At 69.7% G+C, this 26996-nt stretch carries 23 protein-coding genes and 1 tRNA gene; 14 read left to right on the plus strand and 10 right to left on the minus strand.

Annotation, left to right across the window (positions count from 1 at the left end; all coding sequences use genetic code 11):
- Window positions 1-61 precede the first annotated feature (61 nt).
- The 4 genes from BLT78_RS11670 to BLT78_RS11685 all read left to right on the plus strand — a co-directional run bounded on the left by BLT78_RS11670 (window position 62) and on the right by BLT78_RS11685 (window position 4880).
- Window positions 62-1300, plus strand: coding sequence for an ABC transporter substrate-binding protein (locus tag BLT78_RS11670; protein ID WP_090349138.1), 1239 nt, complete (start codon window positions 62-64; stop codon window positions 1298-1300).
- Between the two features lie 173 nt (window positions 1301-1473).
- On the plus strand, window positions 1474-2721 hold the full coding sequence (locus BLT78_RS11675; protein WP_090349139.1) for an ABC transporter substrate-binding protein: 1248 nt from the start codon (window positions 1474-1476) through the stop codon (window positions 2719-2721).
- 199 nt (window positions 2722-2920) lie between these two features.
- On the plus strand, window positions 2921-3739 hold the full coding sequence (locus tag BLT78_RS11680) for an enoyl-CoA hydratase (RefSeq protein ID WP_090349140.1): 819 nt from the start codon (window positions 2921-2923) through the stop codon (window positions 3737-3739).
- Window positions 3740-3767: 28 nt separating this feature from the next.
- The gene (locus BLT78_RS11685) at window positions 3768-4880 is read left to right on the plus strand and encodes an enoyl-CoA hydratase/isomerase family protein (RefSeq protein ID WP_090349141.1); all 1113 of its coding nucleotides are present in this window, start codon (window positions 3768-3770) and stop codon (window positions 4878-4880) included.
- A gap of 66 nt (window positions 4881-4946) precedes the next feature.
- Here BLT78_RS11685 and BLT78_RS11690 read toward each other — a convergent pair whose 3' ends face one another.
- Window positions 4947-5171 (minus strand): hypothetical protein, encoded by a 225-nt coding sequence (locus tag BLT78_RS11690; RefSeq protein WP_157719537.1) that lies wholly within the window; start codon window positions 5169-5171, stop codon window positions 4947-4949.
- 73 nt (window positions 5172-5244) lie between these two features.
- Here BLT78_RS11690 and BLT78_RS11695 point away from each other — a divergent pair, with 73 nt between their 5' ends.
- Window positions 5245-5937: a pseudouridine synthase gene (locus BLT78_RS11695; protein WP_090349143.1), complete on the plus strand. Its 693-nt coding sequence runs from the start codon at window positions 5245-5247 to the stop codon at window positions 5935-5937.
- Window positions 5938-6017: 80 nt separating this feature from the next.
- Window positions 6018-6091: transfer RNA gene (locus BLT78_RS11700), tRNA-Gly, on the plus strand.
- Between the two features lie 110 nt (window positions 6092-6201).
- Here BLT78_RS11700 and BLT78_RS11705 read toward each other — a convergent pair.
- The gene (locus BLT78_RS11705) at window positions 6202-6954 is read right to left on the minus strand and encodes an HPP family protein (RefSeq protein ID WP_231975618.1); all 753 of its coding nucleotides are present in this window, start codon (window positions 6952-6954) and stop codon (window positions 6202-6204) included.
- Between the two features lie 490 nt (window positions 6955-7444).
- Here BLT78_RS11705 and BLT78_RS11710 point away from each other — a divergent pair, with 490 nt between their 5' ends.
- The 4 genes from BLT78_RS11710 to BLT78_RS11725 all read left to right on the plus strand — a co-directional run bounded on the left by BLT78_RS11710 (window position 7445) and on the right by BLT78_RS11725 (window position 11834).
- The gene (locus tag BLT78_RS11710) at window positions 7445-9886 is read left to right on the plus strand and encodes a heavy metal translocating P-type ATPase (protein ID WP_269458075.1); all 2442 of its coding nucleotides are present in this window, start codon (window positions 7445-7447) and stop codon (window positions 9884-9886) included.
- Between the two features lie 78 nt (window positions 9887-9964).
- The gene (locus BLT78_RS11715) at window positions 9965-10642 is read left to right on the plus strand and encodes a DUF4197 domain-containing protein (RefSeq protein WP_090349145.1); all 678 of its coding nucleotides are present in this window, start codon (window positions 9965-9967) and stop codon (window positions 10640-10642) included.
- 404 nt (window positions 10643-11046) lie between these two features.
- A complete protein-coding gene (locus BLT78_RS11720; RefSeq protein ID WP_090349146.1) occupies window positions 11047-11397 on the plus strand; it encodes a hypothetical protein in 351 nt (116 codons plus the stop codon).
- Window positions 11398-11417: 20 nt separating this feature from the next.
- Complete coding sequence (locus BLT78_RS11725) at window positions 11418-11834, plus strand: MAPEG family protein (RefSeq protein ID WP_090349147.1); 417 nt, start codon at window positions 11418-11420, stop codon at window positions 11832-11834.
- A gap of 3 nt (window positions 11835-11837) precedes the next feature.
- On the opposite strand, the gene BLT78_RS11730 is transcribed toward BLT78_RS11725, so the two are convergent.
- Window positions 11838-12515, minus strand: a complete 678-nt coding sequence (locus tag BLT78_RS11730) for a cupin domain-containing protein (RefSeq protein ID WP_090349148.1) — start codon at window positions 12513-12515, stop codon at window positions 11838-11840.
- Window positions 12512-13696: an MFS transporter gene (locus BLT78_RS11735; RefSeq protein ID WP_231975619.1), complete on the minus strand. Its 1185-nt coding sequence runs from the start codon at window positions 13694-13696 to the stop codon at window positions 12512-12514. Before BLT78_RS11735 ends, BLT78_RS11730 begins: the two co-directional genes overlap by 4 nt.
- Before the next feature lie 160 nt (window positions 13697-13856).
- Between BLT78_RS11735 and BLT78_RS11740 the strand changes: the two genes are divergently transcribed.
- Complete coding sequence (locus BLT78_RS11740; RefSeq protein WP_090349149.1) at window positions 13857-14279, plus strand: SRPBCC family protein; 423 nt, start codon at window positions 13857-13859, stop codon at window positions 14277-14279.
- A gap of 7 nt (window positions 14280-14286) precedes the next feature.
- Here the strand turns inward: BLT78_RS11740 and eutC are convergent, their stop codons facing one another.
- From eutC to exaC, 4 genes are all read right to left on the minus strand, one after another.
- Window positions 14287-15093: an ethanolamine ammonia-lyase subunit EutC gene (eutC, locus tag BLT78_RS11745; RefSeq protein WP_090349150.1), complete on the minus strand. Its 807-nt coding sequence runs from the start codon at window positions 15091-15093 to the stop codon at window positions 14287-14289.
- A gap of 81 nt (window positions 15094-15174) precedes the next feature.
- Window positions 15175-16569 (minus strand): ethanolamine ammonia-lyase subunit EutB, encoded by a 1395-nt coding sequence (locus BLT78_RS11750; protein ID WP_090349151.1) that lies wholly within the window; start codon window positions 16567-16569, stop codon window positions 15175-15177.
- Between the two features lie 51 nt (window positions 16570-16620).
- Window positions 16621-18069 carry an ethanolamine permease gene (gene eat, locus BLT78_RS11755; protein WP_090349152.1) on the minus strand — a complete coding sequence of 483 codons (1449 nt, stop codon included), beginning with the start codon at window positions 18067-18069 and terminating at the stop codon, window positions 16621-16623.
- A 74-nt stretch (window positions 18070-18143) separates the two neighbouring features.
- Window positions 18144-19664: an acetaldehyde dehydrogenase ExaC gene (exaC, locus tag BLT78_RS11760; RefSeq protein WP_090349153.1), complete on the minus strand. Its 1521-nt coding sequence runs from the start codon at window positions 19662-19664 to the stop codon at window positions 18144-18146.
- Window positions 19665-20038: 374 nt separating this feature from the next.
- On the opposite strand from exaC, the gene qhpR reads away from it, so the two are divergent.
- Window positions 20039-21124 carry an AraC-like transcriptional regulator QhpR gene (qhpR, locus tag BLT78_RS11765; protein ID WP_090349154.1) on the plus strand — a complete coding sequence of 362 codons (1086 nt, stop codon included), beginning with the start codon at window positions 20039-20041 and terminating at the stop codon, window positions 21122-21124.
- 111 nt (window positions 21125-21235) lie between these two features.
- Here qhpR and BLT78_RS11770 read toward each other — a convergent pair whose 3' ends face one another.
- Both BLT78_RS11770 and BLT78_RS21985 read right to left on the minus strand, forming a co-directional pair.
- Complete coding sequence (locus BLT78_RS11770) at window positions 21236-21565, minus strand: hypothetical protein (RefSeq protein ID WP_090349155.1); 330 nt, start codon at window positions 21563-21565, stop codon at window positions 21236-21238.
- Between the two features lie 528 nt (window positions 21566-22093).
- Complete coding sequence (locus BLT78_RS21985; protein ID WP_090349156.1) at window positions 22094-22717, minus strand: PAS domain-containing protein; 624 nt, start codon at window positions 22715-22717, stop codon at window positions 22094-22096.
- Between the two features lie 388 nt (window positions 22718-23105).
- Between BLT78_RS21985 and BLT78_RS11780 the strand changes: the two genes are divergently transcribed.
- Together BLT78_RS11780 and BLT78_RS11785 are read left to right on the plus strand one after the other, a co-directional pair.
- Window positions 23106-24476 carry a flavin-containing monooxygenase gene (locus BLT78_RS11780; protein ID WP_090349157.1) on the plus strand — a complete coding sequence of 457 codons (1371 nt, stop codon included), beginning with the start codon at window positions 23106-23108 and terminating at the stop codon, window positions 24474-24476.
- A 174-nt stretch (window positions 24477-24650) separates the two neighbouring features.
- Window positions 24651-26993: a DUF1989 domain-containing protein gene (locus BLT78_RS11785; RefSeq protein WP_090349158.1), complete on the plus strand. Its 2343-nt coding sequence runs from the start codon at window positions 24651-24653 to the stop codon at window positions 26991-26993.
- Window positions 26994-26996 lie beyond the last annotated feature (3 nt).

The raw sequence follows: 26996 nt of genomic DNA on the forward strand, positions 1-26996 counted from the left end.
GGCGCCCCGGAAGTGCGGGCGTACAAAGCCTGCTTCCCCCCAGTCACAAGGAAAGGTGTCCATGCGTCGACTCGCCTGCCTGAGCCTGCTGCTCGCAACCTTCGCCATCCACGCCGCACCGGCCGGCAATCCGCTGAAGATCGGCCTCAACTACCCGCGCACCGGCAACGACAAGGCCGAGGGGCTGGAGCAGATGCGCGGCGCCCTGCTGGCGGTGGAGCAGATCAACGCCGCCGGCGGCGTGCTCGGCCGGCCACTGCAGCTGGAGACCGCCAACAGCGCCTCGCGGACGGAAACCGCGGTGAAGAACGTCGACCGCCTGCAGGCCAGGGGGGTGGCCATGGTCTTCGGCGGCGCCACCAGCGAGGAGGTGATCGCCGCCAGCCAGCGCGCCCGCGAGCACGGCCTGCTGTACTTCGCCACCCTGGCCTACGCCAACGAGGTGACCGGTCAGCACGGCCACCGCTACCTGTTCCGCGAGTCCGGCAGCGCGCGGATGAGCGCCCGGGTGCTCGGCGAGTACCTGGCCATCCACCAGCCGCGCCGGCGCTACTTCCACATCACCCGCGACGACGCCTGGGGACGCAGCATGGAAAGCGCGCTGCGCGAAAGCACCTCCAGCCAGGACAAGGCGCGTCACGGCCGGCGCAGCCTGGCCGCCAGCGGCGCGCGCCTGGCCGACATGCGCAGCGCGCTGGAGGCGGCGGCCAAGAGCCAGGCGGACGTGCTGGTGCTCAACCTGCTCGGCAACGACCTGGTGCAGATCATGAGCCTGGTCGACCAGCTGGGCCTCAACCGCCGCCTGCAGATCATCGTCCCGCACCTGACCAAGCCGCTGGTCGAGCAGATCGGCCCGTCGATCATGACCGGGGTGATCGGCACCGAGACCTGGACCTGGCGGAGCCCGCAGATGGAGAAGAGCGCCGCCGGCGACGACTTCGTCCGCGAGTTCATCGCCGACAACCAGGAATATCCGGGCAGTACCGCCGCCTCCACCTACGCCATCGTCCGCCAGTGGGCCGATGCGGTGGCGCGCGCCGGCAGCAGCGACAGCGAGGCGGTGATCCGCGCGCTCGAAGGCCACCGCTACCAGTTGCTCAAGGGCCCCCAGGAGTGGCGCGCCTTCGACCACCAGAACGTGCAGGACATCTACGCCGTGCGCGTGCGCCCGCGCGAGGAGATCATGCGCGACCCGCTCAAGCAGGACTACTTCGAGGTCATCCACCGCATGCGCGGCGAGCAGGCCGCGGTGGCGCTGGACGACTGGGAACAGGAGCGCGACAGCCTGACCCTCGAGTGAACGACCAGGACCGGGGCGCGGCCACGGCCGCGCCCCGCACAGACACCCCGAAAGGTATGTGAAACGGATCACGAAAGCCGGCAAGCCCTCGCTAGACCATGAGCTAATGCCCGTCAAGCCTCCCCCTCGCGTACAACACGCTCGGGCAAACATAACAACGACCAGGAGGCCCCATGAAGCGTACTTTTACTGCTCTAGCCCTGTGGGCCGGACTGTGCACCACTGCCGCAGCTGCCGACCCCATCACTCTCGGGCTCAACTACCCGCGTACCGGCAGCTACAAGGAAGAAGGCCTCGCGCAGATGCGCGGCGCCCTGCTCGCCGTCGACGAGATCAACGCCCAGGGCGGCGTCCTCGGCCGACCGCTGCGCCTGATCAGCCGCGATACCGCCTCGCGCCCGGAAAAAGCCGTGAACAACGTCGAACGCCTGGTCAACGATGGCGCAGTCATGCTGTTCGGCGGCGCCTCCAGCGCCGTGGCGATCGCCGCCAGCAAACGGGCCAAGGAACTCGGCGTGCTGTACTTCGGCACCCTCACCTACTCCAACGACACCACCGGCAAGAACGGCCACCGCTACATGTTCCGCGAGTGCAACAGCGCGTGGATGAGCGCCCGCGTGCTCGGCCAGTACCTGGCCAAGACCATGCCGAACAAGCGCTACTTCTACGTGACCGCGGACTACACCTGGGGCCACACCAGCGAGAGCTCGCTGCGCCAGACCACCGGCAGCACCGACACCCGCAGCAACCCGGGTCTCAAGGTACCCTTCCCCGGCGCACGCCTGGCCGACTATCGCGATGCGCTGACCCAGGCCGCCAGCAGCGATGCCGACGTGCTCGCCCTGGTGCTGTTCGGCGACGACCTGGTGCGCGCCATGCGCATCGCCGAGGACCTCGGCCTGACCAAGCGCATGCAGGTGGTCGCGCCCAACCTGACCCAGAGCATCGTCGAGCAGGCCGGCCCCGGCCTGATGGCTGGCGTGATCGGTACCGAGCCGTGGACCTGGCGCGTTCCGGAGCTGGAGAAGTCCGAGCCGGGCATGGCCTTCGTCAAGAACTACAGCGCCCGCTACGAGCTGATGCCGTCGAGCTCGGCCGCCTCGGCCTACAGCATCGTCCACCAGTGGGCCGACGCCGCCGAGCGCACCGGCAGCCTGGACAGCGAGAAGCTGATCAAGTCCCTGGAAGGCCACAAGTACCAGTTGCTCAAGGGGCCGCAGGAGTGGCGCAGCTTCGACCACCAGAACGTGCAGACCGTCTACGCGGTGAAGGTGAAGTCGCGTGACGAGATCATGAAGGACCGCTCCAAGCAGGACTACTTCGAGATCGTCGGCCGCCTCGACGGCCCCCTCGCCGCGCCGACCCTGGACGAGTGGAAGCAGGAACGCACCGCCGCCGGCCAGCCGCCGCAACTGCAGTAATCCCCTCCCCCTCCCGGGCGGGGCTGGACAAGCCCCGCCCGGGACGGCTAAAAGAAGTTCATCCCGGCGGCTCGCGGCACCGGTCGCACGAGCGGACGCGAGCCCCACTGACGTACCAGACTGAGCATCCGCCTGCCGGGTGGGCGCGGCTGGAGACTCCGGCAGAACGCGGCCACCCGCCCGAAGCCCGAGGACCGTCATGAGCAACGCCGTCGAACCCTACAAGTCCGCCCCCTTCGACCTCACCCACAAGCTGACCGTCGAGAAGCACGGTCACACCGCGCTGGTCACCATCAACAATCCGCCGGCCAACACCTGGGACCGCGACTCGCTGATCGGCCTGCGCCTGCTGGTCGAGCACCTCAACCGCGACGACGACATCTACGCCCTGGTGATCACCGGCCAGGGCAGCAAGTTCTTCAGCGCCGGTGCCGATCTCAAGCTGTTCGCCGACGGCGACAAGGCCCGCGCGCGCAGCATGGCGCGCCTGTTCGGCGAAGCCTTCGAGGCCCTGCGCGACTTCCGCGGGGTGAGCATCGCCGCCATCAACGGCTACGCCATGGGCGGCGGCCTGGAGTGTGCGCTGGCCTGCGACATCCGCATCGCCGAACGACACGCCCTGCTGGCCCTGCCGGAAGCCGGCGTCGGCCTGCTGCCCTGCGCCGGCGGCACCCAGCACCTGCCCTGGCTGGTCGGCGAAGGCTGGGCCAAGCGCATGATCCTCTGCGGCGAGCGGGTCGACGCCGAGACCGCGCTGCGCATCGGCCTGGTCGAACAGGTGGTCGACAGCGACGAGGCGCGCGGCCACGCCCTGCTGCTCGCCGCGCGGGTCGGCCGGCAGAGTCCGGTGGCGGTGCGCGCGATCAAGCCGCTGATCCAGGGCGCCCGCCAGCGCGGCCCGAGCAGCTGGCTGGCCGAGGAGCGCGAGCGCTTCGTCGACCTGTTCGATGCCGAGGATACCCGCGAGGGCGTCAATGCCTTCCTGGAGAAGCGCGACCCGCAGTGGCGCAACCGCTGAGGCGCCCCGGGCGCGCAGGAGAGCCGCAATGCACGTGACCTTCGAAGAACGCCCCTGCCGCCACGGCTATCGCCTCGGCCTCGCCAGCCTGGACGCCGAGGCGAGTCTCAACGCCCTGTCGCTGCCGATGATCGAGGCCCTCGCCCACCGCCTCGCGGCCTGGCAGGACGACCCCGGGATCGCCTGCGTGGTTCTGCGCGGCAACGGCACCCGGGCCTTCTGCGCCGGCGGCGACGTGCGCCAGCTGGCCGAAGCCTGTCGCGCCCGGCCCGGCGAAGTGCCGGCGCTGGCGCGGCGCTTCTTCGCCGACGAATACCGCCTGCTCCACCGCCTGCACCACTACCGCAAACCGCTGCTGTGCTGGGGCCATGGCTACGTGATGGGCGGCGGCCTAGGCCTGCTGCAGAGCGCCAACCAGCGCATCGTCACCCCCTCCAGCCGCCTGGCCATGCCGGAAATCGGCATCGGCCTGTACCCGGATGTCGGCGCCAGCTGGTTCCTGGCGCGCCTGCCCGGCAGGCTCGGCCTGTTCGCCGGTCTCGGCGCCTGCCAGCTCAACGCCCGCGACGCCATCGATCTCGGCCTGGCCGACCGCTGCCTGCTCGACGAGCAGCAGCCCGCCCTGCTCCACGGCCTGGCCCAGCTCAACTGGGCCGAACAGGCCGACAGCCAGCTGCACAGCCTGCTGCAGGCGCTGGAGAACGAAGCCCTGCCCCAATTGCCCGCTGCCCAGTTGCTGCCCCGACGCGAGCGCATCGACCGCCTGCTCGACGTCGCCGACCTGCCGGCGGCCTGGCACTCACTGAGCGCGCTGGCGAACGACAGCGACCCGCTGCTGGCCCGCGCCGCCGCCACCCTGCGCGGCGGCTGCCCGGTCACCGCCCATCTGCTCTGGGAACAGCTGCAGCGCGCGCGACGGCTGTCGCTGGCCGATGTGCTGCGCATGGAGTACGCCATGAGCCTGAACTGTTGCCGCCACCCCGAGTTCGCCGAAGGGGTGCGCGCTCGCCTGATCGACAAGGACAATCAGCCGCGCTGGCACTGGCCGGACGTGGCAACGCTTCCTGCCGCGCTGATCGAGGCCCACTTCGCACCGACCTGGGAGGGCGAACACCCGCTGGCGGATCTCGCCGAACGCTGATTCCGCTGCACCCGGAATGCACAACGGGGCGCCATGGCGCCCCGTTGCATGCTGCCGACGACCCGCTCAGCAATTGCCCTTCTTGGCCTGGCCCGGCGGGCAGAAGCCGCCGTGGGTATGGTGCCCGCCGCCGACATCGATATACACATCTTCGCCCGGCACATGCACGCTGCAACCCGCCAGCGCGATGACCAGCCCAAACAACATCATGGAAAGCCAGCGCATGGTCAGCCTCTCGAACCCGTTGATCGCAATGAATTGGACCTGCGCTGTCCAGCTTTGTTGCAGCATCGGGTAGCATGGCGCCGCCACGGGCCACCCGCACCCGGCACGTTGCCCTGCCCCCACGCCACGAGCCCCCGCCATGCGCCTGGACCGCTTCCTCAGCAAACGCCCCGAGTTCAACCGCCAGCAGGTCCGCCAGCTGCTGCTCGCCGGGCAGGTGCAGGTCGACGGCCGGCCCGAGCGCGACGGCCTGCGCGAGATCAACGGCTTCCACCGCATCGAGCTGGACGGCCAACTGCTGCAGGCCGGACAAGCGGCCCGCTACCTGATGCTGCACAAGCCCGCCGGAGTGGTCAGCGCCACCCGCGACCCGCAGCACCGGACCGTGCTCGACCTGCTGCCGGCGGCCGAACGCGCGGACCTGCACATCGCCGGACGCCTGGACGGCAACACCACCGGCCTGCTCCTGCTGACCAACGACGGCCAGTGGTCGCGCCGCCTGACCCTGCCGGCCAGCAAGCTGCCCAAGGTCTACCGGGTGGAAACCGCCGAGCCCATCGGCGCCGAGTACGTCGAGACCTTCGCCCGCGGCATCTACTTCGCCTTCGAGGACCTCGTCACCCTGCCGGCGCAGCTGGAACTGCTCGACAGCCACAGCGCCCGCCTGACCCTGGTCGAGGGCCGCTACCACCAGGTCAAGCGCATGTTCGGCCACTTCCGCAACCGGGTGACCCGCCTGCACCGCGAGAGCATCGGGCCGATCCGGCTCGACCCGGCCCTGCGCCCCGGCGAGTACCGCCCGCTCACCCCGGCGGAGATCGCCTGCGCCTGAGCCGGACATGGCTCAGATCGCTTCGGCATAAAACGCACTTCACCCGCGGCGCATCTTCTGGTAAAAAGACGGCCTGAAAAGCGGGCGTCGTATAATGGTAATACCCTAGCTTCCCAAGCTAGAGCCGTGGGTTCGATTCCCATCGCCCGCTCCAGACTCCAAAGCAAAAGCCCCTGACATCAGGGGCTTTTTCGTTTCTGCGGCACGCCTGGCGGGTTGCGCCGGCGACCGCTGCCGGCGCACTGCTCCCTCCGGCTTCCCCATCTAGTGCGCGAGCCGTTCCCCGCCCTGCCCTTCCCCGGCGCCGAACACCTCGCCGAAGCTGCGCTGCAGGGCGTGGCGCTCGCTGCGCAGGACGATCTCCTCGAGGTCTTCCGGCGTCACGTCGACGAACTCGCCGAACTCCTCGAGCGCCCGCTGCAGATCGGCGGCGGTGATGCCGACCCACACGTCCGGGCGCGCCGGCTCCGGTGGCGCCGGTTCGGCCACTGGCGCCTTGGGATAGCGCACGCCGGTCAGGTTGTTGAACAGCAGCGCGCAGCCGAGCAGCGCACCGGCGCACAACAGCACCGGCGCCAGCGCGGCGAAGCCCATCCCGGCCAGCGTCGGATGCCCCTGCGCCAGACTCAGCGCCACCGCCGCAGCGGGCGGATGCAGGCAGCGCAGGGCGTACATCGCCAGCAGCGCCCCGCCCAGCGCCAGCAGCAGCGTGGCCAGCGCCGGCAGGTGCAGCAGGCCGACGACGATCGCCACCAGGGCGGCGCACAGGTAGCTGCCGAGGATCGACCAGGGCTGCGACAGCGCCCCCGAGGCCACCGCGAACAGCAGCACCGCCGAGGCGCCGAGCGGTCCCAGCAGGCAGAGCGCCACCTCCTGGCCGAACAACAGACCGCACAGCAGCAGCGGCACCAGCGTGCCAAGCGCGGCGCCCAGGGCGGCACGCAGCCACTCCATGGGGCGGGTGTGCTGCACGGGCGGCAGGATGCGCGCGAGCAGACCGTCACGCCGGACAGACATGGCCACCTCCGCCGCCGCAGGCCGGGCGGGGACCTCGCCGCCACGCCGGGGCAGCGGCGATCGGCCGCATTCGGCGCTTCGGTTCGGTGCGGAGGATGGGAATGCGCCGGCGCAGGCCGGCGCCATGGCGGGACACGCGGGTGTCCAGGCGATAGACAGTGATCATGGGCAGTTCCGCAAAGGGACAAAGGCAACCGGGTTCAGCTTCCCGCCGCGCTCGCCGCCGCGGCTTCCCTCTTGCTGGGGAATGCGCGCGCCGGCATCGCGGGGACGGCAGGACAGGCACCAGTCTGTCGCTCCGCCTGCATCGACTCAAATTCATAATGATGCTGCATGGGTGCAGTTTTTTTGATGGAAGCCGGTCGCCGTCTGAGGCCAGCGCCGCTTGACCTTGCCACCGTTGGAAGCTCTAAGGTGGCGACATGCCATTTCCGCACAGGGAACCCGCCATGCACAGTAGCGCCCCCCCCAGCCCGCCGGCACCGCCCCGCTGCACCTGAGCATCGACGGCATGACCTGCGCCTCCTGCGTCGGCCGCGTCGAGCGTGTCCTGCGCAAGGTGCCCGGGGTCACCGCAGCCAGCGTCAACCTCGCCAGTGCGCGTGCCGAGGTCAGCTTCGCCGGCACGCCTGACGTCGCCGCCACCATCGCGGCGGTGCAGCGGGCCGGCTACCAGGTCGGCGAGGAAACCATCGAGCTGAGCGTGGCCGGCATGACCTGCGCCTCCTGCGTGGCGCGGGTCGAGCGCATGCTGGACAGGGTGCCCGGCGTCACCGCGGCGCACGTCAACCTGGCCAGCGAGCGCGCCCGGGTGCGCGTGCTGCGCGGCGTGCCGGCCGGCGCGCTGGTCGCCGCCATCGAGCGCGCCGGCTACACGGCCGAGCCGCTGGCCGCCGCCGGCGCGCAGATGGATGCCGAGGAAGCGCGGCGCCACGCCGAGCTGGCCGAACTGCAGCGCTCGCTGCTGCTCGCCGCGCTGTTCACCCTGCCGGTGTTCCTGCTGGAGATGGGCGCACACCTGATTCCCGCCCTGCACCACTGGATCCTCGCCACCCTCGGCCAGCAGACCAACTGGATCGTGCAGGGCGTGCTCACCAGCGCCGTGCTGTTCGGCCCCGGCCGGCGCTTCTTCCGCCTCGGCGTGCCGGCGCTGCTGCGCGGCGCGCCGGACATGAACTCGCTGGTGGCGGTCGGCACCAGCGCCGCCTGGCTGTTCTCGCTGGTCGCCACCCTTGCCCCCGGCCTGCTGCCGGCCGGCACCGTGCACGTCTACTACGAGGCGGCGGCGGTGATCGTCAGCCTGATCCTGCTCGGCCGCCTGCTCGAGGCTCGCGCCAAGGGCCGTACCTCGGAGGCGATCAAGCGCCTGATCGGCCTGCAGCCGCGCAGCGCCCGCGTGCGCCGCGACGGCGAGCTGCTGGAGGTGGCCATCGACGCGGTGCGCGTCGGCGACTGGGTGGAAGTGCGTCCCGGCGAGCGGGTGCCGGTGGACGGCGAGGTGGTCGAGGGGCACAGCTTCGTCGACGAGTCGATGATCACCGGCGAACCGCTGCCGGTGGAGAAGGCCCCCGGCAGCGCGGCGGTCGGCGGCACCATCAACCAGAACGGTGCGCTGACCCTGCGCACCACGCGCATCGGCGCTGACAGCGTGCTGGCGCAGATCATCCGCCTGGTCGAGCAGGCGCAGGGCGCCAAGCTGCCGATCCAGGCGCTGGTCGATCGCGTCACCCTGTGGTTCGTGCCGGCGGTGCTGCTCGCCGCCCTGCTCAGCTTCGCTACCTGGCTGCTGTTCGGTCCGGAGCCGGCGCTGACCTTCGCCCTGGTCAACGCGGTGGCGGTGCTGATCGTCGCCTGCCCCTGCGCCATGGGCCTGGCCACGCCGACCTCGATCATGGTCGGCACCGGACGCGCCGCCGAGCTGGGCGTGCTGTTCCGCCAGGGCACCGCGCTGCAGTCGCTCAAGGATGCTCGCGTGGTGGCGCTGGACAAGACCGGCACGCTGACCCGCGGCAAGCCGGCGCTGACCGACCTGCTGCTCGCCGAGGGCTGCACCCGTGCCGCCGTGCTGGCCAAGGTGGCGGCGGTCGAGAACAAGTCCGAGCACCCCATCGCCCGCGCCATCGTCGCCGCCGCGCAGGCGGAGGGCCTGGCGCTCGGCCGGCTGGAGCACTTCGAGGCGGTCACCGGCCTTGGCGTGCGCGCCACGGTGGACGGCGTGCGCGTGGAGATCGGCGCCGACCGCTTCATGGCGCAGCTCGGCCTGGACGTCGACGTGTTCGCCGCCGACGCCCGGCGCCTGGCCGACGAGGCCAAGACCCCGCTGTACGCCGCCGTCGACGGTCGCCTGGCGGCCATGCTGGCGGTGGCCGACCCGCTCAAGGACGGCACGCCCGAAGCGATCCGCGCGCTGCACGGCCTGGGCCTCAGGGTGGCGATGATCACCGGCGACAACCGCCGTACCGCCGAGGCCATCGCCCGGGCGCTCGGCATCGACGAGGTGGTCGCCGAGGTGCTGCCGGACGGCAAGGTCGACGCGGTCGAACGCCTCAAGGCCGCCCACGGTCGCCTCGCTTTCGTCGGCGACGGCATCAACGACGCCCCGGCGCTGGCTGCCGCCGACGTCGGCCTGGCCATCGGCAGCGGCACCGACGTGGCCATCGAGGCCGCCGACGTGGTGCTGATGTCCGGCGACCTGCGCGGCGTACCGAGCGCCATCGCCCTGTCGCGGGCGACCCTCGGCAACATCCGCCAGAACCTGTTCTGGGCCTTCGCCTACAACACCGCGCTGATCCCGCTGGCCGCCGGGGCGCTCTACCCGGTGAACGGCATGCTGCTGTCGCCGATCTTCGCCGCCGGCGCCATGGCCCTGTCCAGCGTGTTCGTGCTCGGCAACGCCCTGCGCCTCAAGCGTTTCCAGCCGCCGGCGCTGTAGCGGCACGCCGGCCGTCGCATCGCCGCGCGCGGCCGGCTGCTAAGATGGGGCGACAACTCCCAGCCAAGGATCGCCCCCATGCGCCGTCTCGCCACCCTGTTCGCCGGCCTCGCCCTCAGCGCCCAGGCCCTCGCCTTCTCGCTCGCCGACCTTAGCCAGCAGGACGCCAGCGGCGGCCTCAAGGACGCCCTCAGCCAGGGCGCGCAGATCGCCGTGCAGCAGCTCGGCAAGCCCGGCGGCTTCAGCAACGACCCGCAGGTGCGCATCGGCCTGCCCGGCAACCTCGGCAGGGTCGCCAACACCATGAAGATGATGGGCATGGGCGCCCAGGTCGAGCAGCTCGAGCTGACCATGAACCAGGCCGCCGAGGCGGCGGTGCCGCGGGCGCAGGCGCTGTTGCTGGAGGCGGTGAAGAAGATGACCATCAGCGATGCCAAGGCCATCCTCGCCGGTCCGCAGGACGCCGCCACCCAGTACCTCGACCGCAGCAGCCGCGAGCAGATCCGCGCCCAGTTCCTGCCCATGGTCAAGCAGGCCACCGACCAGGTCGGCCTGGCCCAGCAGTACAACGCCTTCGCCGGCACCGCCGCCAACTTCGGCGTGGTCGACGCCAAGAGCGCCAACCTCGAAGGCTACGTCACCGAGCAGGCACTCGACGGCCTGTTCCAGGTGATCGCCGAGCAGGAGGCCGGCATCCGCCAGAACCCGGCCGGCGCCGCCACCAGCCTGGCCAAGAAGGTCTTCGGCGTGCTGTGAGGACGCTCCGCGGCGGGCCGACGCCGCCGTGATCGCCCTTCACGTTTTCTTCACGTCCGCCTCGGCACTATCGATCTCGCTGATGGATCAGCCCCCTTGGTAAGAAAAGCACGAAGCCCGCGCCACGCGGGCTTCGTGCTGTCTGGCGTGCGCTGCCGCTCGACGACTGCGCGGCATGCGGCCCGGCCCGCCCCTCATCGGCAGGTCTCGCCGCCCTTCACGTTTTGTTGACATGCCCCGCGGCACTATCGAAGCAGCTGAAGGACCAGCGCCCCTAGGCAAGAAAGTGAGAGGCCCGCCACACGCGGGCTTTTTGCTGTCCGCAGACCGGGCAGGCACGGCGCCGGCGAGCCACTACACTGTGCAGCGCACGCCATGCCAGCGATTCAGGGAGAGACACCGACATGGAACTGGCCTTGTTGTCCGACGATGAGATCCTCGCCGTCGCCACCCCCATCATGGACAACCTGATGGACGCCTCCAGCGCCCTAGACCACGCGCGCCACGTGCGCGACTTCACCGAGCGCGCCCGGGCGATCGTCACCCCCGAGCATCTGCAGCAGGTCGGCGAGCGCTACCAGCGCGAGAAGGGCCAGTTCGCCCGGCGCAAGCCGGTGGCCATCTTCCGCCGCCCCGACTCGGTGGTGGTGATCTGGAAGCAGTGGTTCAGCCGCGAGCCCGGCGAGTACGTGGCCGAGCTGCTGCTGGTCGAGCGCGACGGCCGCTACCTGGTCGACCACGTGATGGTGTTCTGAGAGCAGGTCGGGAGACGCACATGGCGAACACGGACATCCTCGCACCGATGCTGGCGCTGATCGGCTGGACCCTGCTGGTCCTGCTGCTGATCCCCTGGCGACGCTTCCGCGCCGCCTTCGCCGGGCGGGTGAGCGCCGAGGACTTCCGCTTCGGCGAGTCGCCCCGGGTGCCGCCCGAGGTGAGCCTCCCCAACCGCAACCTGCAGAACCTGCTGGAAGTGCCGCTGCTGTTCTACGTGCTCTGCCTGGTCGGCTACCTGACCCGGCAGATCGACCTCGTGGCGCTCGGTCTGGCCTGGGGCTACGTCGGCCTGCGCGTGCTGCACAGCCTGGTGCATCTGACCTACAACCGGGTGTTCCACCGCTTCCTGGTGTTCGCCGCCAGCAACCTGCTGCTGGCGATCCTGTGGGCACGCCTGCTGCCGGCGCTGGTCTGACGCTCAGCGCAGGTCCCAGCAGGTCGGCGCGCCGACATGCCCGGTCTTGACGAACAGCAGGGCGCCCGACGCGGAATGCCGGCGCGCGACGCCGCCGGGCGGCTGGCGCAACCAGCTGCCGGCCGGGTAGTCGCCGTGCGCATCGCTCAACGCCCCTTCCAGCACGAACAGCTCCTCGCCGCCCGGGCACTCCCGGGCCGGCAGCAGACTGCCGGGCTGCAGACGCAGCAACGCCGTGCGCACGCCAGCATGCGCGTGCAGCGGCAGCACGGCGACCCCCGCCTCCTCGCCCGCCTGCCAGGCCTGCGCGCGGCTGTCCAGGCGCAGCTCGCGATGATCGTCGGGAGCGAACTGCCAGAGCTTGACCAGCAGGGTGCAGCCGGGACCTGAGGCGGGGCTGTGCCGGCTGCCCGGCGGATTGCGCAGATAGCTGCCGGCCGGGTAGTCGCCGCTCTCGTCGCTGAATACCCCCTCCAGCACCAGGATCTCCTCGCCGCCGCCGTGCACATGCGCGGGGAAACGGCTGCCGGGGGCGAAACGCACCAGACTGGTGGCGCGCGCCACCTCGTCGCCGAGGCGGTCGAGCGGGATGCGCTGCACGCCCGGCTGCGGCGAGTCCTGCCAGGGCTGCGCGGCGGTGCGGATCACCACGCGCTGCGCGAAATCATCATTCAGGTTCACGGTCGGCGCCCTCCGCGGCGCAGCAGCACCAGCGCCGCCAGGGAGAACAGGGCGCCGGCATGAAAGGTCGTCGCCGCATCATACGTCTGCCACAGCCAGCCGGCGATGCCGCTGGCCAGCAGCAGGGCGACGCCGCTGACCAGGTTGAACAGGCCGAAGGCGGTGCCCTTGAGTTCGGCCGGCGTGGTATCCGCCACCAGGGTGGCGAGGATGCCCTGGCTGAAGCCCATGTGCAGCCCCCACAGGGCGACGCCGAGCAGCACCGGACCGAGCGACACCGCCCAGGCCAACGCCAGGTCGGCGAGCGCCAGCAACAGTATGCCGACGCTGAGCAGCCGTTCGCGGCCGATGCGGTCGGACAGCCGGCCAACCGGATAGGCCGACAGCATGTAGCAGGCCGCCATCACCACCATCACCAGCGGCACCCAGCTGGCGGCGAGGCCGAGTTGCTCGGCGCGCAGTATCAGGAAGGCCTCGCTGAAACGCGCGAGGGTGAACAGCGCGCCGATCACCACCACCCGCCAGTAGGCCGGGGTGAAGCCGCGCAGCGCGTCGAGGTGGATGGGCGAGCGGAACTGCCGCGGCGCGTCCGCGTGCGCCGGCTCCTCGACACCGAAGGCCAGCATGGCCAGGCACAGCAGCGCCGGCAGCACGGCGAACCACAGCACCAGGGCAATGTCGCCGCCAAGCCACAGCATCAGCAGGATCGCCAGCAGCGGGCCGAGGAAGGCGCCGACGGTATCCATCGACTGGCGCAGACCGAAGCACGCCCCGCGGATCGCCGGCGGCGCCACATCGGCGATCAGCGCATCGCGCGGGGCGCCGCGGATACCCTTGCCGAGGCGGTCGAGCAGGCGGGCGCCGAACACCAGCTCGGCCGAGTGGGCCAGCGGGAACAGCGGCTTGCTCAGCGCCGCCAGGCCGTAGCCGAGCAGCAGCAGGACCTTGCGCTTGCCCAGGTAGTCGCTGAGCGCCCCGGAAAACACCTTGACCACCAGCGCCGTGGCCTCGGCCACGCCCTCGATCAGGCCGACGGTGAGCATGCCGAGGCCCAGGCTGCCGACCAGGAAGAGCGGCAGCAGGCTGTGCACCAGCTCGGACGACACGTCCATGAACAGGCTGACCATGCCCAGCGCCCAGACGGTGCGCGGGATCGACGGCGGAGCTGCCGGTGCGGGCATGTCCCTGGCCTCCAGGCGTGCAGAGCGGATTCGCCCTGGTTGGCCTCAGCGTAGCCGGCCGGGCGACGGGCGGTGCGGACGGCGCCACCGGCCGGTTGGCGCCGCCACGCCGGCTCTGCAAGACTCAATGTGAACCCTCAGCGCCAGCGAGGTCGCCACCATGCTCCAGCCGGCACGCATCCTGACCATCGGTATCGACCGCCCCCTGCCCGAAGTGGCGGCCTTCCTCGCCGAACCGCGCAACTACCCGCGCTGGGCCAGCGGCCTGGCCGATGGCCTGGAACCCGCGGCGGACAGCCCGCTGCTGCCGCTGTCCGGCAGCGAGTGGCTGGCCAGCACGCCGCACGGCCGCCTGCGTATCCGCTTCAGCCCGGCCAATCCCTTCGGTGTCGCCGACCACTGGGTCCGCCTCGAGGACGGCCGCATCGTCTACGTGCCGCTGCGCGTGGTGGCCAATGGCGACGGCAGCACGGTCGAACTGACCCTGTTCCGCCGCCCCGACGAGGACGACGAAAGCTTCGCCGCCGACTGCGACTGGGTGCGCCGCGACCTGCTGACCCTGCGTCGCGTGCTCGGCGGCTGAGGCGCGGTCAGCGCACGCCTTCGAGCAGGAAGTTGCCCTGGCCGCTGCCACCCAGGCTCGGCACCTCGGCCTCGTCCTTGAGTTCCACGCCGGACAGCTGGCGACGGCAGGCCTCGCGCATCAGGTACAGCAGACGGAAGGCGGCCATGCCGTAGCTGAGGCCCTCCAGGCGCACGTTGGAGATGCAGTTGCGGTAGGCGTCGGTGAGGCCGACCTTGGGACCCCAGGTGAAGTACAGGCCGAGGCTGTCCGGCGAGCTGAGCCCCGGGCGCTCGCCGATCAGGATCACCGTCATCTTCGCGCCGAGCAGCTCGCCGACCTCGTCGGCCACCGCCACCCGGCCCTGCTCGACCAGGCTCACCGGCGCCAGACTCCAGCCCTCGGCGCGCACCTGTTCGAGCAGGCGGTCGAGGAATGGCAGGCTGTGGCGCTGCACCGCCAGGGCGGACAGGCCGTCGGCGATGACGATGGCCAGATCAAAGCCGCCTCCGTGGGTCGCGACGTGCTCGCGCAGGATCTGCGCGGAGTCGGCGTGCAGGCGGCGGCCGAGGTCGGGGCGCTGCAGGTAGGTGTCGCGGTCCCGGGCGGCGCTGTGCAGGTGCAGGCATTCGAGGCCGAGCGAGCCGAGCGATTCGCCCAGCGCCGCGACATCGAGCGGGGTATGCACGGCGTCGCGCGCCTGGGCGTGGGCGAACTGGAAGTCCAGCTGCGCGGCGGTCGGCAGGCTGGTACCGGCACGACCGAGGGCAATGCGCGCCGGGGTCAGGCTGCGCAGCTGCTGCCAGGGATTCTCGGTGGCGGGGGATCTGGACATCGGGCACCTCGGTTCAGGCGTAGGGTGCGCCGTGCGCACCATGGTCATTCGCGTGGCGGTGCGCATGGCGCACCCTACGGTTCAGGACAACTGCGCCAGCGCCTGGCGGAACGCCGGCGGCAGCTCGTCGCCCAGGCGCAGGCGGCCGCCCTGCTGGTGCAGGATGCCCATGCGCGACAGCCAGCCCTCGAACTCCGGTGCGGCGCGCAGGCCGAGCACCTGACGCGCGTACAGCGCATCATGGAACGAGGTGGTCTGGTAGTTGAGCATCACGTCGTCGGAGCCGGGGATGCCCATGATGAAGTTGATCCCCGCCGCGCCGAGCAGGGTCAGCAGCATGTCCATGTCGTCCTGGTCGGCCTCGGCATGGTTGGTGTAGCAGATGTCGCAGCCCATCGGCACGCCGAGCAGCTTGGCGCAGAAGTGGTCCTCAAGGCCGGCGCGGATGATCTGCTTGCCGTTGTACAGGTACTCCGGGCCGATGAAGCCGACCACGGTGTTGACCAGGAACGGCTTGAAGTGGCGCGCCACCGCGTAGGCGCGGGTCTCGCAGGTCTGCTGGTCGCAGCCGTGGTGGGCGTTGGCCGACAGCGCGCTGCCCTGGCCGGTCTCGAAGTACATCAGGTTGTTGCCGAGGGTGCCGCGCTTGAGACTCAGGCCGGCCTCGTAGCCCTCCTGAAGGATCTTCAGATCGATGCCGAAGCTGGCGTTGGCCGCCTGGGTGCCGGCGATCGACTGGAACACCAGGTCCAGCGGCGCGCCGCGTTCGATGGCGGCGATCGAGCTGGTGACGTGAGTCAGCACGCAGGACTGGGTGGGGATCTCGTAGCGCTGGATCACCGCGTCGAGCATCTCCAGCAGGGTGACGATCGAGCCCATGCTGTCGGTGGCCGGGTTGATGCCGATCATCGCGTCGCCGTTGCCGTAGAGCAGGCCGTCGAGGGTGCTGGCGGCGATACCGGCCGGATCGTCGGTCGGGTGGTTGGGCTGCAGGCGGGTGGACATGCGCCCGCGCAGGCCCTGGGTGTTGCGGAAACGGGTGACCACGCGGATCTTCTGCGCCACCAGAATCAGGTCCTGCACGCGCATGATCTTCGATACCGCGGCGGCCATCTCCGGGGTCAGGCCGGGGGCCAGGGCGGCCAGCGCGGCCTCGTCGGCCGCCTCGCTCAGCAGCCAGTCGCGCAGGCCGCCGACCGTGAGGTGGCTGACCGGCACGAAGGCCAGGGCGTCATGCGTGTCGATGATCAGCCGGGTGACCTCGTCGATCTCGTAGGGGATCACCGCCTCGATCAGGAAGTGCTTGAGCGGCACCTCGGCCAGCGCCATCTGCGCGGCGACCCGCTCGGCGGCGCTGGCGGCGGCGACACCGGCCAGGTAGTCGCCGGAGCGCGCCGGGGTGGCCTTGGCCAGCAGTTCGCGCAGGCTGTCGAAGCGCCAGACCTGGCCGCCGATGGTGTGGGCGAATTGGGCCATCTGTTCATTCTCCTCGCGGCGACCGCCGGGCGGCGGCCGCCGTATCAAGCGTTAGCGCAGGGCTTTCTCGGCGGCCTGGATCGCCGCGAACTCTTCCTCGGGCGTGCCGGACACCAGGTGGTGACGGCTGTACAGCGCGAAGTAGGCGATGAACAAGGCATAGATCGCCGCGGCGCCGATCACCACCCGCGGGTCGACCAGGAAGCCGGCGACCAGCGCCACCGCCGCCAGCAGCAGGGCCACCGACGAGGTGACGATGCCGCCGGGAGTGCGGTACGGACGCGGCATCTCCGGGCGACGCAGGCGCAGGGTGATATGCGCGGCCATCATCAGCACGTAGGACAGGGTCGCGCCGAACACCGCCACCAGGATCAGCAGGTCGCCCTGGCCGGTCAGCGACAGGCCGAAGCCGATGATCCCCGGCACCACCAGCGCGGCCACCGGCGCCTTGTTGCGGTTGGTCACCGACAGGCTGCGCGGCAGGTAGCCGGCGCGCGACAGGGCGAAGATCTGCCGCGAATAGGCGTAGATGATCGAGAAGAAGCTGGCGATCAGCCCGGCCAGGCCGACCAGGTTGACGAACTGGCTCATCCAGGTCGAGCCGTTGTAGGCCGACTCCAGCGCCTCCACCAGCGGGTTGCCGGAGCCCATCAGCGCCTTGGCGCCGGCGGCACCGGGGCCGACCAGCAGGATCAGCCCGGCGAAGGCCAGCAGCACCAGCATGGCACCGATCAGCCCGCGCGGCAGGTCGCGCTTGGGGTTCTTGGTTTCCTCGGCGGCCAGCGGCACGCCCTCGACGGCGAGGAAGAACCACATGGCGTAGGGAATCGCCGCCCAGATGCCGACGTAGCCGAACGGCAGGAAGGCGCTGGCGCCGGCGGCCTCGCTGACCGGGATGTCGAACAGGTTGGCGGCGTCGAAGTGCGGCAGCATGCCGACGATGAACACGCCGAGGGCGATGGCGGCCACCGCGGTGATGGCGAACATCAGCTTGAGCGCCTCGCCGGCACCGAGGATGTGGATGCCGACGAACACCACGTAGAAGGCCAGGTAGACCAGCCAGCCGCCGACGCCGAACAGCGACTCGCAGTAGGCGCCGATGAAGCAGGCGATGGCCGCCGGGGCGATGGCGTACTCGATGAGGATCGCCGTGCCGGTGAGGAAACCGCCCCACGGACCGAAGGCGGTGCGGGTGAAGCCGTAGCCGCCGCCGGCGGTGGGGATCATCGACGACAGCTCGGCCAGCGAGAAGCACTTGCACAGGTACATGGTGGCCATCAGCAGGGTGGCGACGAACATGCCGCCCCAGCCGCCCTGGGCCAGGCCGAAGTTCCAGCCGGCGTAGTCGCCGGAAATCACGTAGGCGACGCCGAGGCCGATCAGCAGCACCCAGCCGGCCGCGCCCTGCTTGAGCTGGCGGTTGGCGAAGTAGTCGGCATCGACGCTTTCGGTTTCCACGCCCTGGGCGTGGGAAACGATGTGGGATGGTTGAGTGGACATGCGCAAGGCTCCTTTCCCCGCCGCCCCTGCCGAGACAGGGGCGGCGTCATGTGGATGGATTCATTTATGGCAGATCAGAAGAAACCCAGCGGGTTGATGTCGTAGCTGACCAGCAGGTTCTTGGTCTGCTGGTAGTGGTCGAGCATCATCTTGTGGGTCTCGCGGCCCACGCCGGACTTCTTGTAGCCACCGAAAGCGGCGTGCGCCGGGTACAGGTGGTAGCAGTTGGTCCACACGCGACCGGCCTTGATGCCGCGGCCCATGCGGTAGGCGCGGTTGATGTCGCGGGTCCACACCCCGGCGCCCAGGCCGAACTCGGTGTCGTTGGCGATCGCCAGCGCCTCGGCCTCGTCCTTGAAGGTGGTCACGCCGACCACCGGGCCGAAGATCTCTTCCTGGAACACGCGCATGTCGTTGGTGCCCTTGATCAGGGTCGGCTGCACGTAGTAGCCGCTGGCCAGGCTGCCCTCGAGCTTCTCGGCGGCGCCGCCGGTGAGGATCTCGGCGCCTTCCTCGCGGGCGATGTCCATGTAGGAGAGGATCTTCTCGAACTGCTGGTTGGACGCCTGGGCGCCGACCATGGTCTCGGTGTCCAGCGGGTTGCCGCGCTTGATCTGCTTGACCTTGTTCATCACCACGGCCATGAACTCGTCGTAGATCGACTCCTGGATCAGCGCGCGCGACGGGCAGGTGCACACCTCGCCCTGGTTGAAGAACGCCAGCACCAGACCCTCGGCGGCCTTCTCGATGAACTGCGGCTCGGCGCGCATGATGTCTTCGAAGAAGATGTTCGGGCTCTTGCCGCCCAGCTCGACGGTGCTGGGGATGATGTTCTCGGCGGCGCACTTGAGGATGTGCGAGCCGACCGGAGTCGATCCGGTGAAGGCGATCTTGGCGATGCGCTTGCTGGTGGCCAGCGCCTCGCCGGCCTCGCGGCCGAAGCCCTGGACGATGTTCAGCACGCCCTTGGGCAGCAGGTCGCCGATCAGCTCGATCAGCACGGTGATCGACAGCGGGGTCTGCTCGGCCGGCTTGAGCACGATGCAGTTGCCGGCGGCCAGCGCCGGGGCCAGCTTCCAGGCGGCCATCAGCAGCGGGAAGTTCCACGGGATGATCTGGCCGACCACGCCCAGCGGCTCGTGGAAGTGGTAGGCGGCGGTGGTGTCGTTGATCTCGGCGGCGCTGCCTTCCTGGGCGCGGATGCAGCCGGCGAAGTAGCGGAAGTGGTCGGCGGACAGCGGCACGTCGGCGTTGAGGGTCTCGCGCACGGCCTTGCCGTTGTCCCAGGTCTCGGCCACGGCCAGCACTTCGAGGTTCTGCTCGATGCGGTCGGCGATATTCAGCAGGATGTTGGCGCGGTCCTGCACCGAGGTGCGGCCCCAGGCGTCGGCGGCGGCATGGGCGGCGTCCAGCGCCAGCTCGATGTCCTCGGCGGTGGAGCGCGGGAATTCGGCGATGGCCTCGCCGGTGACCGGCGTGGTGTTGGTGAAGTACTGGCCCTTCACCGGCGCGACGAACTCGCCGTTGATGTAGTTGCCGTAGCGCGGCTTGAAGGAAACGATGGCGCCTGCGCTGCCCGGTTGTGCGTAGATCATGCTGGCTCTCCGAAACGACGATTCTTGTAGTTGTGGGATACCGGGGAGGACAGCGGGCCCTCGCCCGCCGCCGCTCGCAGCGGCTTGCGCTCAATCATGCGCCGGGCGCACGCGCCTGACTTGACCGTCGCCGCGCTGCGCTGTCGTCTGAAGTCAACTTTTCCGCGCCCGCCGCCCGCGTGTCACCGCCGGTCAACTCGCCGGCCCCGTTGCGGTTCGGGTGTTTCCAAATCACCCGCCGCATGCACCACCCCGGTGCGGCGGCGTCACGGCGGCAGCGCGCAGGCCCCGGCGTCACTGGGCCGGACCGGCGGACCGGGGGCCGGCGCGAAACTTGCTTCGGATGACCGGTTGTTCCCGCGGAGAGTTTCACCATGCCCCCGTTGCTCGCCTCCCCTGCCAGCCTGGCCGGCGTGCCGGAGCTGTCTTCCGGCCCACGCCACAGCGGTGTGCTGGCGGCGGCCGCCAGCGGCCTGTGCGCCTTCATCGACAAGCACGGCGGGGATGCCGACCGCATCCTCGGCATCTCGGGCATCGATCCCGAGCAGCTGCAGCACCCCACCCTGAGCCTGGCGCTGCCCAACTACTGTCAGGTGCTGGAGGAAGCCGCACGCCAGTCCGGCTGCGACAACTTCGGCCTGTACTACGGCCAGCAGTTCAAGCCGCAGGAGCTCGGCCTGCTCGGCTACATCGGCCTGTGCTCGGCAACTCTGGAGCAGGCGCTGATCAACTTCGCCCGCGCCTTCCCCCTGCACCAGCGCAACAGCCTGATCCGCCTGGTAGATGCCGGCGACTGCTACCGCTTCGACTACCAGGTGCGCCACGGCGCCATCCTGGTCCGCCGCCAGGACGCCGAGCTGACCCTGGGCATGGCCCTCAACCTGATCCGCCACGTGCTGGGCAGCCAGTGGGCGCCGCGCGCGGTGCACTTCGAGCATCCGCGCCCGGAGCACTGGCATGAGCACTGCAAGGTGTTCGACGCCCCGGTGTACTTCGAGCAGCCGTGCAACTCGCTGGTCATCCCCAAGCGCGACCTCGGCCGCGCCATGCCCGAGAGCAACCCGACCCTGCTGCTGGTGATGCAGGACTCGCTGCGCCAGCTCAGCCTGGCCGGCGGGCGCGAGGCGCCGAACATCGTCGACGACACCCGCGCCCAGGTGCGCCAGCAACTGCTCGCCGGCGAACCGAGCCTGGAGGTCGTCGCCGAGCAGATGGGCCTGGCCAGCTGGTCGCTGCAGCGCCGCCTGCGCGAGCAGGGCCTGACCTTCAGCCAACTGGTCGACAAGCTGCGCTGCGAGCTGGCCACCCACTACCTGCGCCAGCAGCAGCTGCCGATCTCCGAGCTGGCCCCGCTGCTCGGCTACTCGGAAACCAGCGCCTTCTCGCGCGCCTTCCGCCGCTGGTTCGGCGTCAGCCCGCGGCAGTGGCGCCAGGGCGGCGGCACCGGCACCGCGCACTGAGCGCCAGGCGCGAAGCACCGCGGCGCATCTCCAGCCACGCGCGCAAAAAAAAACGCCTGACCCGCGAGGGTCAGGCGAAAACTGAGGGTTTGTTGCTCTTTTGCGCCGGGATCAGCAGTAGCGGTCGATGTAGGCGACCTCGGGCTTGCTGCGAACTGCCGGCCATTCCTGTTGCAGGGTCTGGTACACGCGGCCGATGAACTCCTTGTCGGCGGCGGCCTTCTTGCCCACGTAGCCCTTGCCGCGGTGGTAGGTGCGCAGACGGGCACGCATGCTCGGGGTGCGCTTGGCGAACTCTTCCTCGCCCAGTTCCGGTGCCAGGGTGTCCAGGTGCACCTGGCCGCACTCGCTGACCCAGAGAATGTGGCTGCCGTGGCTGTCCTTGCGCGCGGCGAACAGTTTGGCCAGGTCTTCGGCGGTGTGCTGGTTGTTCAGATTCATGGTGTGAGCCCCTTAATTGTTGATCGAAAACGTCGGTCTGAATTTGGGTAGACCCGAATACCGCCAGCGGTAGGCCGGCGTGTGCACGCGGGGTCTGATCTCAACCTGAGCCTGGTGTAGCGCTGATCCAAGCGAACTACAGGCGGCAGAGCTTTGAAGCCTGCATCGGGTTCGTCGGGGTGGAAGGTGCCGGTGGGGCCTGCAGATGCCAAGCGGAGGGCGCAACCGGACTACGTACGGCCACAGCCAGCATCATGAGGACGTTTCACCGGCACTTGCCGTCCGCGGACGAACCTGCCAGTCAACTTCTTCAGTCTGCCTTGTGGGCAGTACAAACACGGGAGTTCCGGCTGGTGGGCCGGAGAGATGCTGAAGCCCCTTGCCAGGGCCCCCGCATCCGGGAGTGGCTTCATCCTGCATTCTTGCATGGCCCCTCGTCAACAGTTTTGTAGCGAATTTTTTGTCGCACTACAAAAGCACTACCGAAAGCCTGTACCAAGGTAGCGAATCCGCCGTGCATGAGCGCGACTAACGCGCCATCACCACTCCTTCCAGCTCCAGCACCTCGCCGTTGCCGCCGTAGATGCCGCAACCGCGCTCCTGCACCAGACGCTCGCGGCCGTCGGCGCACAGCAGCCGGTAGTCGAGGCTGAACGGGCGGCCCTCCTGCAGGCCGCGCTGCACCACCAGCCACACCCGATCGCGGTCGGCGGGGTGGATCAGGCTGTTCCAGGTCAGCCGGCGGCTGCCGAGCAGCTGCGCCGGGCTGTAGCCGGTCAGCTCCAGGCAACCGGCGCTGACGTAGGCCATGCTCCAGTGCGGGTCGTTGCGGCAGCGGTAGAGCATCAGCGGCAGGTCGTCGAGCAGGTTGCCGAGATCCAGCGGGCTGATCGGCAACTGACGGGCAACCGGCAGCGCCAGCGGCAGGCCGAGCTGGTCGCCGGCGCGGTGTGCCCAGGCCGCCAGCTCCAGGCGCGAATGCAGGCCGAGCTTGCACAGCAGGTGGCGGACGTGGACCTTCACCGTGCCGTCGCTGATGCCCAGCTGGCGGGCGATCAGCTTGTTGCTCAGCCCCTCGGCGATCAGCGCCAGGGTCTGCCGCTCGCGTTCGGTCAGCGCGGCCAGCAGGTCGGTAGCGGCGCCGCCGGTCATCGTCGCCCCCCTGTGGGACGCATGCATGTGATCGCCACAGCCAGCATGGGGTCTACCCTCGCAGAAAGGATCGCTGCCCGGCTGCAGCAAGTTCCGTGCCTTCCGCCCAGAAACAGGCGCTCACACAGGAAACAATCTTTCCCGACAGGGAACTGCGCCCGACAGCGCGGCCATCTGCACCAGCGCGATGCATCCTGCCCGTTTCCTGCCTGTTCGCGGTGCTTGAGCGCCAATCGGTCTTCGCCAGACGAACGACGGCCGCAGTATCTACCCCCAACGGAGTATCTCCACCGGCAGAGTTCCAGCACGGCACGGTCGCGGTAGCGTAATTCGCAACGGGAAACTTTGTTTCCTAAAAATCCGCAATCCTTCGTTTCAGGAGCTGACCATGACCACTCGCATCGCCATCATCGGCGCCGGCCCTTGCGGCCTCGCCCAACTGCGCGCCTTCCAGTCCGCCAAGGCCAAGGGCGCCGAGATTCCCGAACTGGTGTGCTTCGAGAAGCAGCAGGACTGGGGCGGCATGTGGAACTACACCTGGCGCACCGGCCTCGACGAGAACGGCGAACCGGTACACGGCAGCATGTACCGCTACCTGTGGTCGAACGGGCCGAAGGAGTGCCTGGAGTTCGCCGACTACACCTTCGACGAGCACTTCGGCCGGCCGATGGGCTCCTTCCCGCCGCGCGAAGTGCTGTGGGACTACATCAAGGGCCGCGTCGAGAAGGCCGGTGTGCGCGACTACATCCGCTTCAACACCGCCGTGCGCCACGTCAGCTTCGACCCGGCCAGCGAGCTGTTCACCGTCAGCGTGCACGACTACACGAAGAACGAGACCTACGCGGAAACCTTCGACTACGTGGTCTGCGCCAGCGGCCACTTCTCCACCCCCAGCGTCCCCTACTTCCCGGGCTTCGAGAGCTTCGCCGGCCGCGTGCTGCACGCCCACGACTTCCGCGACGCGCTGGAATTCAAGGGCAAGGACGTGCTGATCGTCGGCGCCAGCTACTCCGCCGAGGACATCGGCTCGCAGTGCTACAAGTACGGCGCACGCTCGATCACCAGCTGCTACCGCAACGCGCCGATGGGCTACAAGTGGCCGGCCAACTGGGAGGAGAAGCCGCTGCTGCTGCGCGTCGAGGGCAGCACCGCGCACTTCGCCGACGGCAGCCACAAGCACATCGACGCGGTGATCCTGTGCACCGGCTACAAGCACCACTTCCCCTTCCTGCCCGAGGAGCTGTGCCTGAAGACCGACAACCGCCTGTGGCCGCTGAACCTGTACAAGGGCGTGTTCTGGGAAGACAACCCGAAGATGATCTATCTGGGCATGCAGGACCAGTGGTACAGCTTCAACATGTTCGATGCCCAGGCCTGGTACGTGCGCGACGTGCTGCTCGGCCGCATCGCCCTGCCGAGCTACGAAGAGATGCACGCCGAGGATCTGGCCTGGCGCGCCGAGGAGGAAACCCTGCAGAACGCCCAGGAAATGTTCGAGTTCCAGGGCAAGTACATCCAGCAGCTGATCGACGCCACCGACTACCCGAGCTTCGACATCGCCGCGGTGAACAAGACCTTCCTCGAGTGGAAGCACGACAAGTACGAGGACATCATGGGCTACCGCAACAAGTGCCACCGCTCGCTGATGACCGGCACCATGGCCACCCCGCACCACACCCCCTGGCTGGAGGCGCTCGACGACTCGATGGCCGCCTACCTGTCCGACCAGCCGGAGAAGTCGCTCAAGGCGGTCGGCTGACTCCGCGCCGAACGGCTTGCGTAGGGTGGGCAACCGCGCAGCGTTGCCCACCAGGGGGCGCGGCGGCAAACCTTCCGCGGTTTTCCACCGGCTGCCCCTACGCCAGCGACCTCCCTGCAGATGGGCCAGAGCCCACCCGGAATCTTCCGCCGCGCCTTCGCGCAGGAGCCTTGCATGCACACGCCCGTGATTTCCCGACCGCGCGAACCCGCGCTGTTCGCCCGCGCCCCGGCGCTGGAGCGCCACCGCGTCGCCCCGGGCGGGCTGACCGTGGTCGCCCTCGAACCCGGCGACCGCCTCGAAGTGATCGACCTCGAAGGCCGGCAGAGCGCCGAGCTGCTGGCCTTCGCCGCCGGCGGCCGCGCCGCGCTGGCCGACCTCGGCCTGACCGCCAGCGCCGGCGCGCGCTTCATCCCCGAACTGCTCGGCGACGGCAGCGCCGAATCGCTGCACACCCGCCTGGGCCTGGCCAAGCGCGACATCGACTGCCGCGCGCTGCCCGACGCCGCGCGGCTGTGGGACGCCGACACCCCGGCCGGCTTCTCCCGCCGCTTCACCGCCGCAGGCGAGCTGCTGGTGCTGGTCGCCGCCCCCGGCGGCGCAGTGGCGGTGGACTGCCAGCAGCGCGCCAGCGAGCTGCGCCTGCTGATCCAGCGCGCCAACCCGCGTGCCGTGCTGGCCCCGCCGCTGCCGGCGCCGCTCGGCGAACTGGTCGACGAATTCACCATCACCCCCGGCACCGCCCGCGACTACGTGGTCGAGGCCGGCCAGTACCTCCAGGTGCTGGATGTGGCCGGGCGGCAGTGCTCGGACTTCGTCGCCTTCGACCGCCGCGCCCTCGACGCCGGTCGCCAGATCGACCTCGATCCCACCGTCACCCGCACCCTCAACGGCAACGCCTACCCCGGCCCGGGACTGTTCTCCAAGTTCTTCGACCGCAACCTGCAGCCGATGCTCGAGGTGGTGCGCGACACCGTCGGCCGCCACGACACCTTCGCCCTCGCCTGCACCGCGCGCTACTACGAAAGCCAGGGCTACTTCGGCCACGCCAACTGCAGCGACAACCTCAGCCGCGCGCTGGCCGCCCATGGCGTCGGCGCCCGCGCCGGCTGGCCGGCGATCAACTTCTTCTTCAACACCGGCATCGACGCCCACCAGCAACTGACCCTCGACGAGCCCTGGTCGCGCCCCGGCGACTATGTGCTGCTGCGCGCGATGACCGACCTGGTCTGCGCCAGCAGCTCCTGCCCGGACGACATCGACCCGGCCAACGGCTGGCAGCCGACCGACATCCACATCCGCGTGTATTCCGCCAAGGAGCGCTTCAGCATGGCCATGGCCACCCGCAAGACCGCCGACGCCGACCCGGTACTGACCCGCGAAAGCGGCTTCCACCCCGCCACCTCGGCGCTCACCGGCAACTTCGTCGACTATCGCGGTTGGTGGACGCCGACCCACTATTACGGCTTCGGCACCCTCGAGGAATACCACGGCTGCCGCGAGCGGGTGGCGGTGATGGACCTGTCCGCGCTGCGCAAGTTCGAGGTACTAGGCCCGGACGCCGAGGCGCTGCTCAACCACTGCCTGACCCGCGACGTGCGCAAGCTGGCGGTCGGCCAGGTGGTCTACTCGGCGATGTGCTACGAGCACGGCGGCATGCTCGACGACGGCACCCTGCTGCGTCTCGGCCCGGACGCCTTCCGCTGGGTCTGCGGCGAGGACTTCGCCGGCGACTGGCTGCGCCAGCAGGCCGAGAAGCTCGGCATGAAGGTCTGGGTGAAGTCCGCCTCCGAGCAGATCCACAACGTCGCCGTGCAGGGGCCGAAAAGCCGCGAACTGCTCAGCCAGCTGATCTGGACCCCGCCCAGCCAGCCGAAACTGGCAGAACTCGGCTGGTTCCGCTTCCTGATCGGCCGCCTCGGCGACTACAACGGCTGCCCGGTCATGGTCTCGCGCACCGGCTATACCGGCGAGCTGGGCTACGAGATCTGGTGCCACCCGAGCGACGCCCTGCAGGTCTGGCAGCGCCTGTGGCAGCTCGGCGAGCCGCTGGGCCTGGTGCCGCTCGGCCTGCACGCGCTGGACATGCTGCGCATCGAGGCCGGGCTGATCTTCGCCGGCTACGAGTTCTGCGACCAGACCGACCCGTTCGAGGCCGGCATCGGCTTCTGCGTGCCGCTGAAGACCAAGCAGGACGACTTCATCGGTCGCGAGGCGCTGCTGCGGCGCAGCGCCCACCCGCAGCACAAGCTGGTCGGCCTGCAACTGGAGGGCAACGAGCCGGCCCAGCACGGCGACTGCGTGCATGACGGCCGCGCGCAGATCGGCGTGGTCACCAGCGCCACCCGCTCGCCGATCACCGGCAAGAACGTCGCCCTGTGCCGCCTGGACATCGGCTACTGCGAGCCCGGCACGGCGGTGGAGATCGGCAAGCTCGACGGCCAGCAGAAGCGCATCGCCGCCACGGTGACGGCGCCGATCTTCTACGACCCGGACAAGAGCCGCGTGCGCGCCTGAGCA

Source organism: Pseudomonas oryzae, assembly GCF_900104805.1.
Classification (GTDB): Bacteria; Pseudomonadota; Gammaproteobacteria; order Pseudomonadales; family Pseudomonadaceae; genus Geopseudomonas; species Geopseudomonas oryzae.

Excerpts from the sequence above, each read along its gene's own strand:
- BLT78_RS11740 (WP_090349149.1), top strand. The coding sequence starts at position 13,857 with ATGCTCCAGCCGGCACGCATCCTGACCATCGGTATCGACCGCCCCCTG.
- BLT78_RS11725 (WP_090349147.1), top strand. The coding sequence starts at position 11,418 with ATGGCGAACACGGACATCCTCGCACCGATGCTGGCGCTGATCGGCTGG.
- BLT78_RS11785 (WP_090349158.1), top strand. The coding sequence starts at position 24,651 with ATGCACACGCCCGTGATTTCCCGACCGCGCGAACCCGCGCTGTTCGCC.
- BLT78_RS11780 (WP_090349157.1), top strand. The coding sequence starts at position 23,106 with ATGACCACTCGCATCGCCATCATCGGCGCCGGCCCTTGCGGCCTCGCC.
- BLT78_RS11690 (WP_157719537.1), bottom strand. The coding sequence starts at position 5,171 with ATGCTGCAACAAAGCTGGACAGCGCAGGTCCAATTCATTGCGATCAAC.
- BLT78_RS11705 (WP_231975618.1), bottom strand. The coding sequence starts at position 6,954 with ATGTCTGTCCGGCGTGACGGTCTGCTCGCGCGCATCCTGCCGCCCGTG.
- BLT78_RS11750 (WP_090349151.1), bottom strand. The coding sequence starts at position 16,569 with ATGGCCCAATTCGCCCACACCATCGGCGGCCAGGTCTGGCGCTTCGAC.
- BLT78_RS11715 (WP_090349145.1), top strand. The coding sequence starts at position 9,965 with ATGCGCCGTCTCGCCACCCTGTTCGCCGGCCTCGCCCTCAGCGCCCAG.
- BLT78_RS11720 (WP_090349146.1), top strand. The coding sequence starts at position 11,047 with ATGGAACTGGCCTTGTTGTCCGACGATGAGATCCTCGCCGTCGCCACC.
- eat (WP_090349152.1), bottom strand. The coding sequence starts at position 18,069 with ATGTCCACTCAACCATCCCACATCGTTTCCCACGCCCAGGGCGTGGAA.
- BLT78_RS11680 (WP_090349140.1), top strand. The coding sequence starts at position 2,921 with ATGAGCAACGCCGTCGAACCCTACAAGTCCGCCCCCTTCGACCTCACC.
- qhpR (WP_090349154.1), top strand. The coding sequence starts at position 20,039 with ATGCCCCCGTTGCTCGCCTCCCCTGCCAGCCTGGCCGGCGTGCCGGAG.
- exaC (WP_090349153.1), bottom strand. The coding sequence starts at position 19,664 with ATGATCTACGCACAACCGGGCAGCGCAGGCGCCATCGTTTCCTTCAAG.
- eutC (WP_090349150.1), bottom strand. The coding sequence starts at position 15,093 with ATGTCCAGATCCCCCGCCACCGAGAATCCCTGGCAGCAGCTGCGCAGC.
- BLT78_RS11735 (WP_231975619.1), bottom strand. The coding sequence starts at position 13,696 with ATGCCCGCACCGGCAGCTCCGCCGTCGATCCCGCGCACCGTCTGGGCG.
- BLT78_RS11685 (WP_090349141.1), top strand. The coding sequence starts at position 3,768 with ATGCACGTGACCTTCGAAGAACGCCCCTGCCGCCACGGCTATCGCCTC.
- BLT78_RS11670 (WP_090349138.1), top strand. The coding sequence starts at position 62 with ATGCGTCGACTCGCCTGCCTGAGCCTGCTGCTCGCAACCTTCGCCATC.
- BLT78_RS21985 (WP_090349156.1), bottom strand. The coding sequence starts at position 22,717 with ATGACCGGCGGCGCCGCTACCGACCTGCTGGCCGCGCTGACCGAACGC.
- BLT78_RS11675 (WP_090349139.1), top strand. The coding sequence starts at position 1,474 with ATGAAGCGTACTTTTACTGCTCTAGCCCTGTGGGCCGGACTGTGCACC.
- BLT78_RS11770 (WP_090349155.1), bottom strand. The coding sequence starts at position 21,565 with ATGAATCTGAACAACCAGCACACCGCCGAAGACCTGGCCAAACTGTTC.
- BLT78_RS11695 (WP_090349143.1), top strand. The coding sequence starts at position 5,245 with ATGCGCCTGGACCGCTTCCTCAGCAAACGCCCCGAGTTCAACCGCCAG.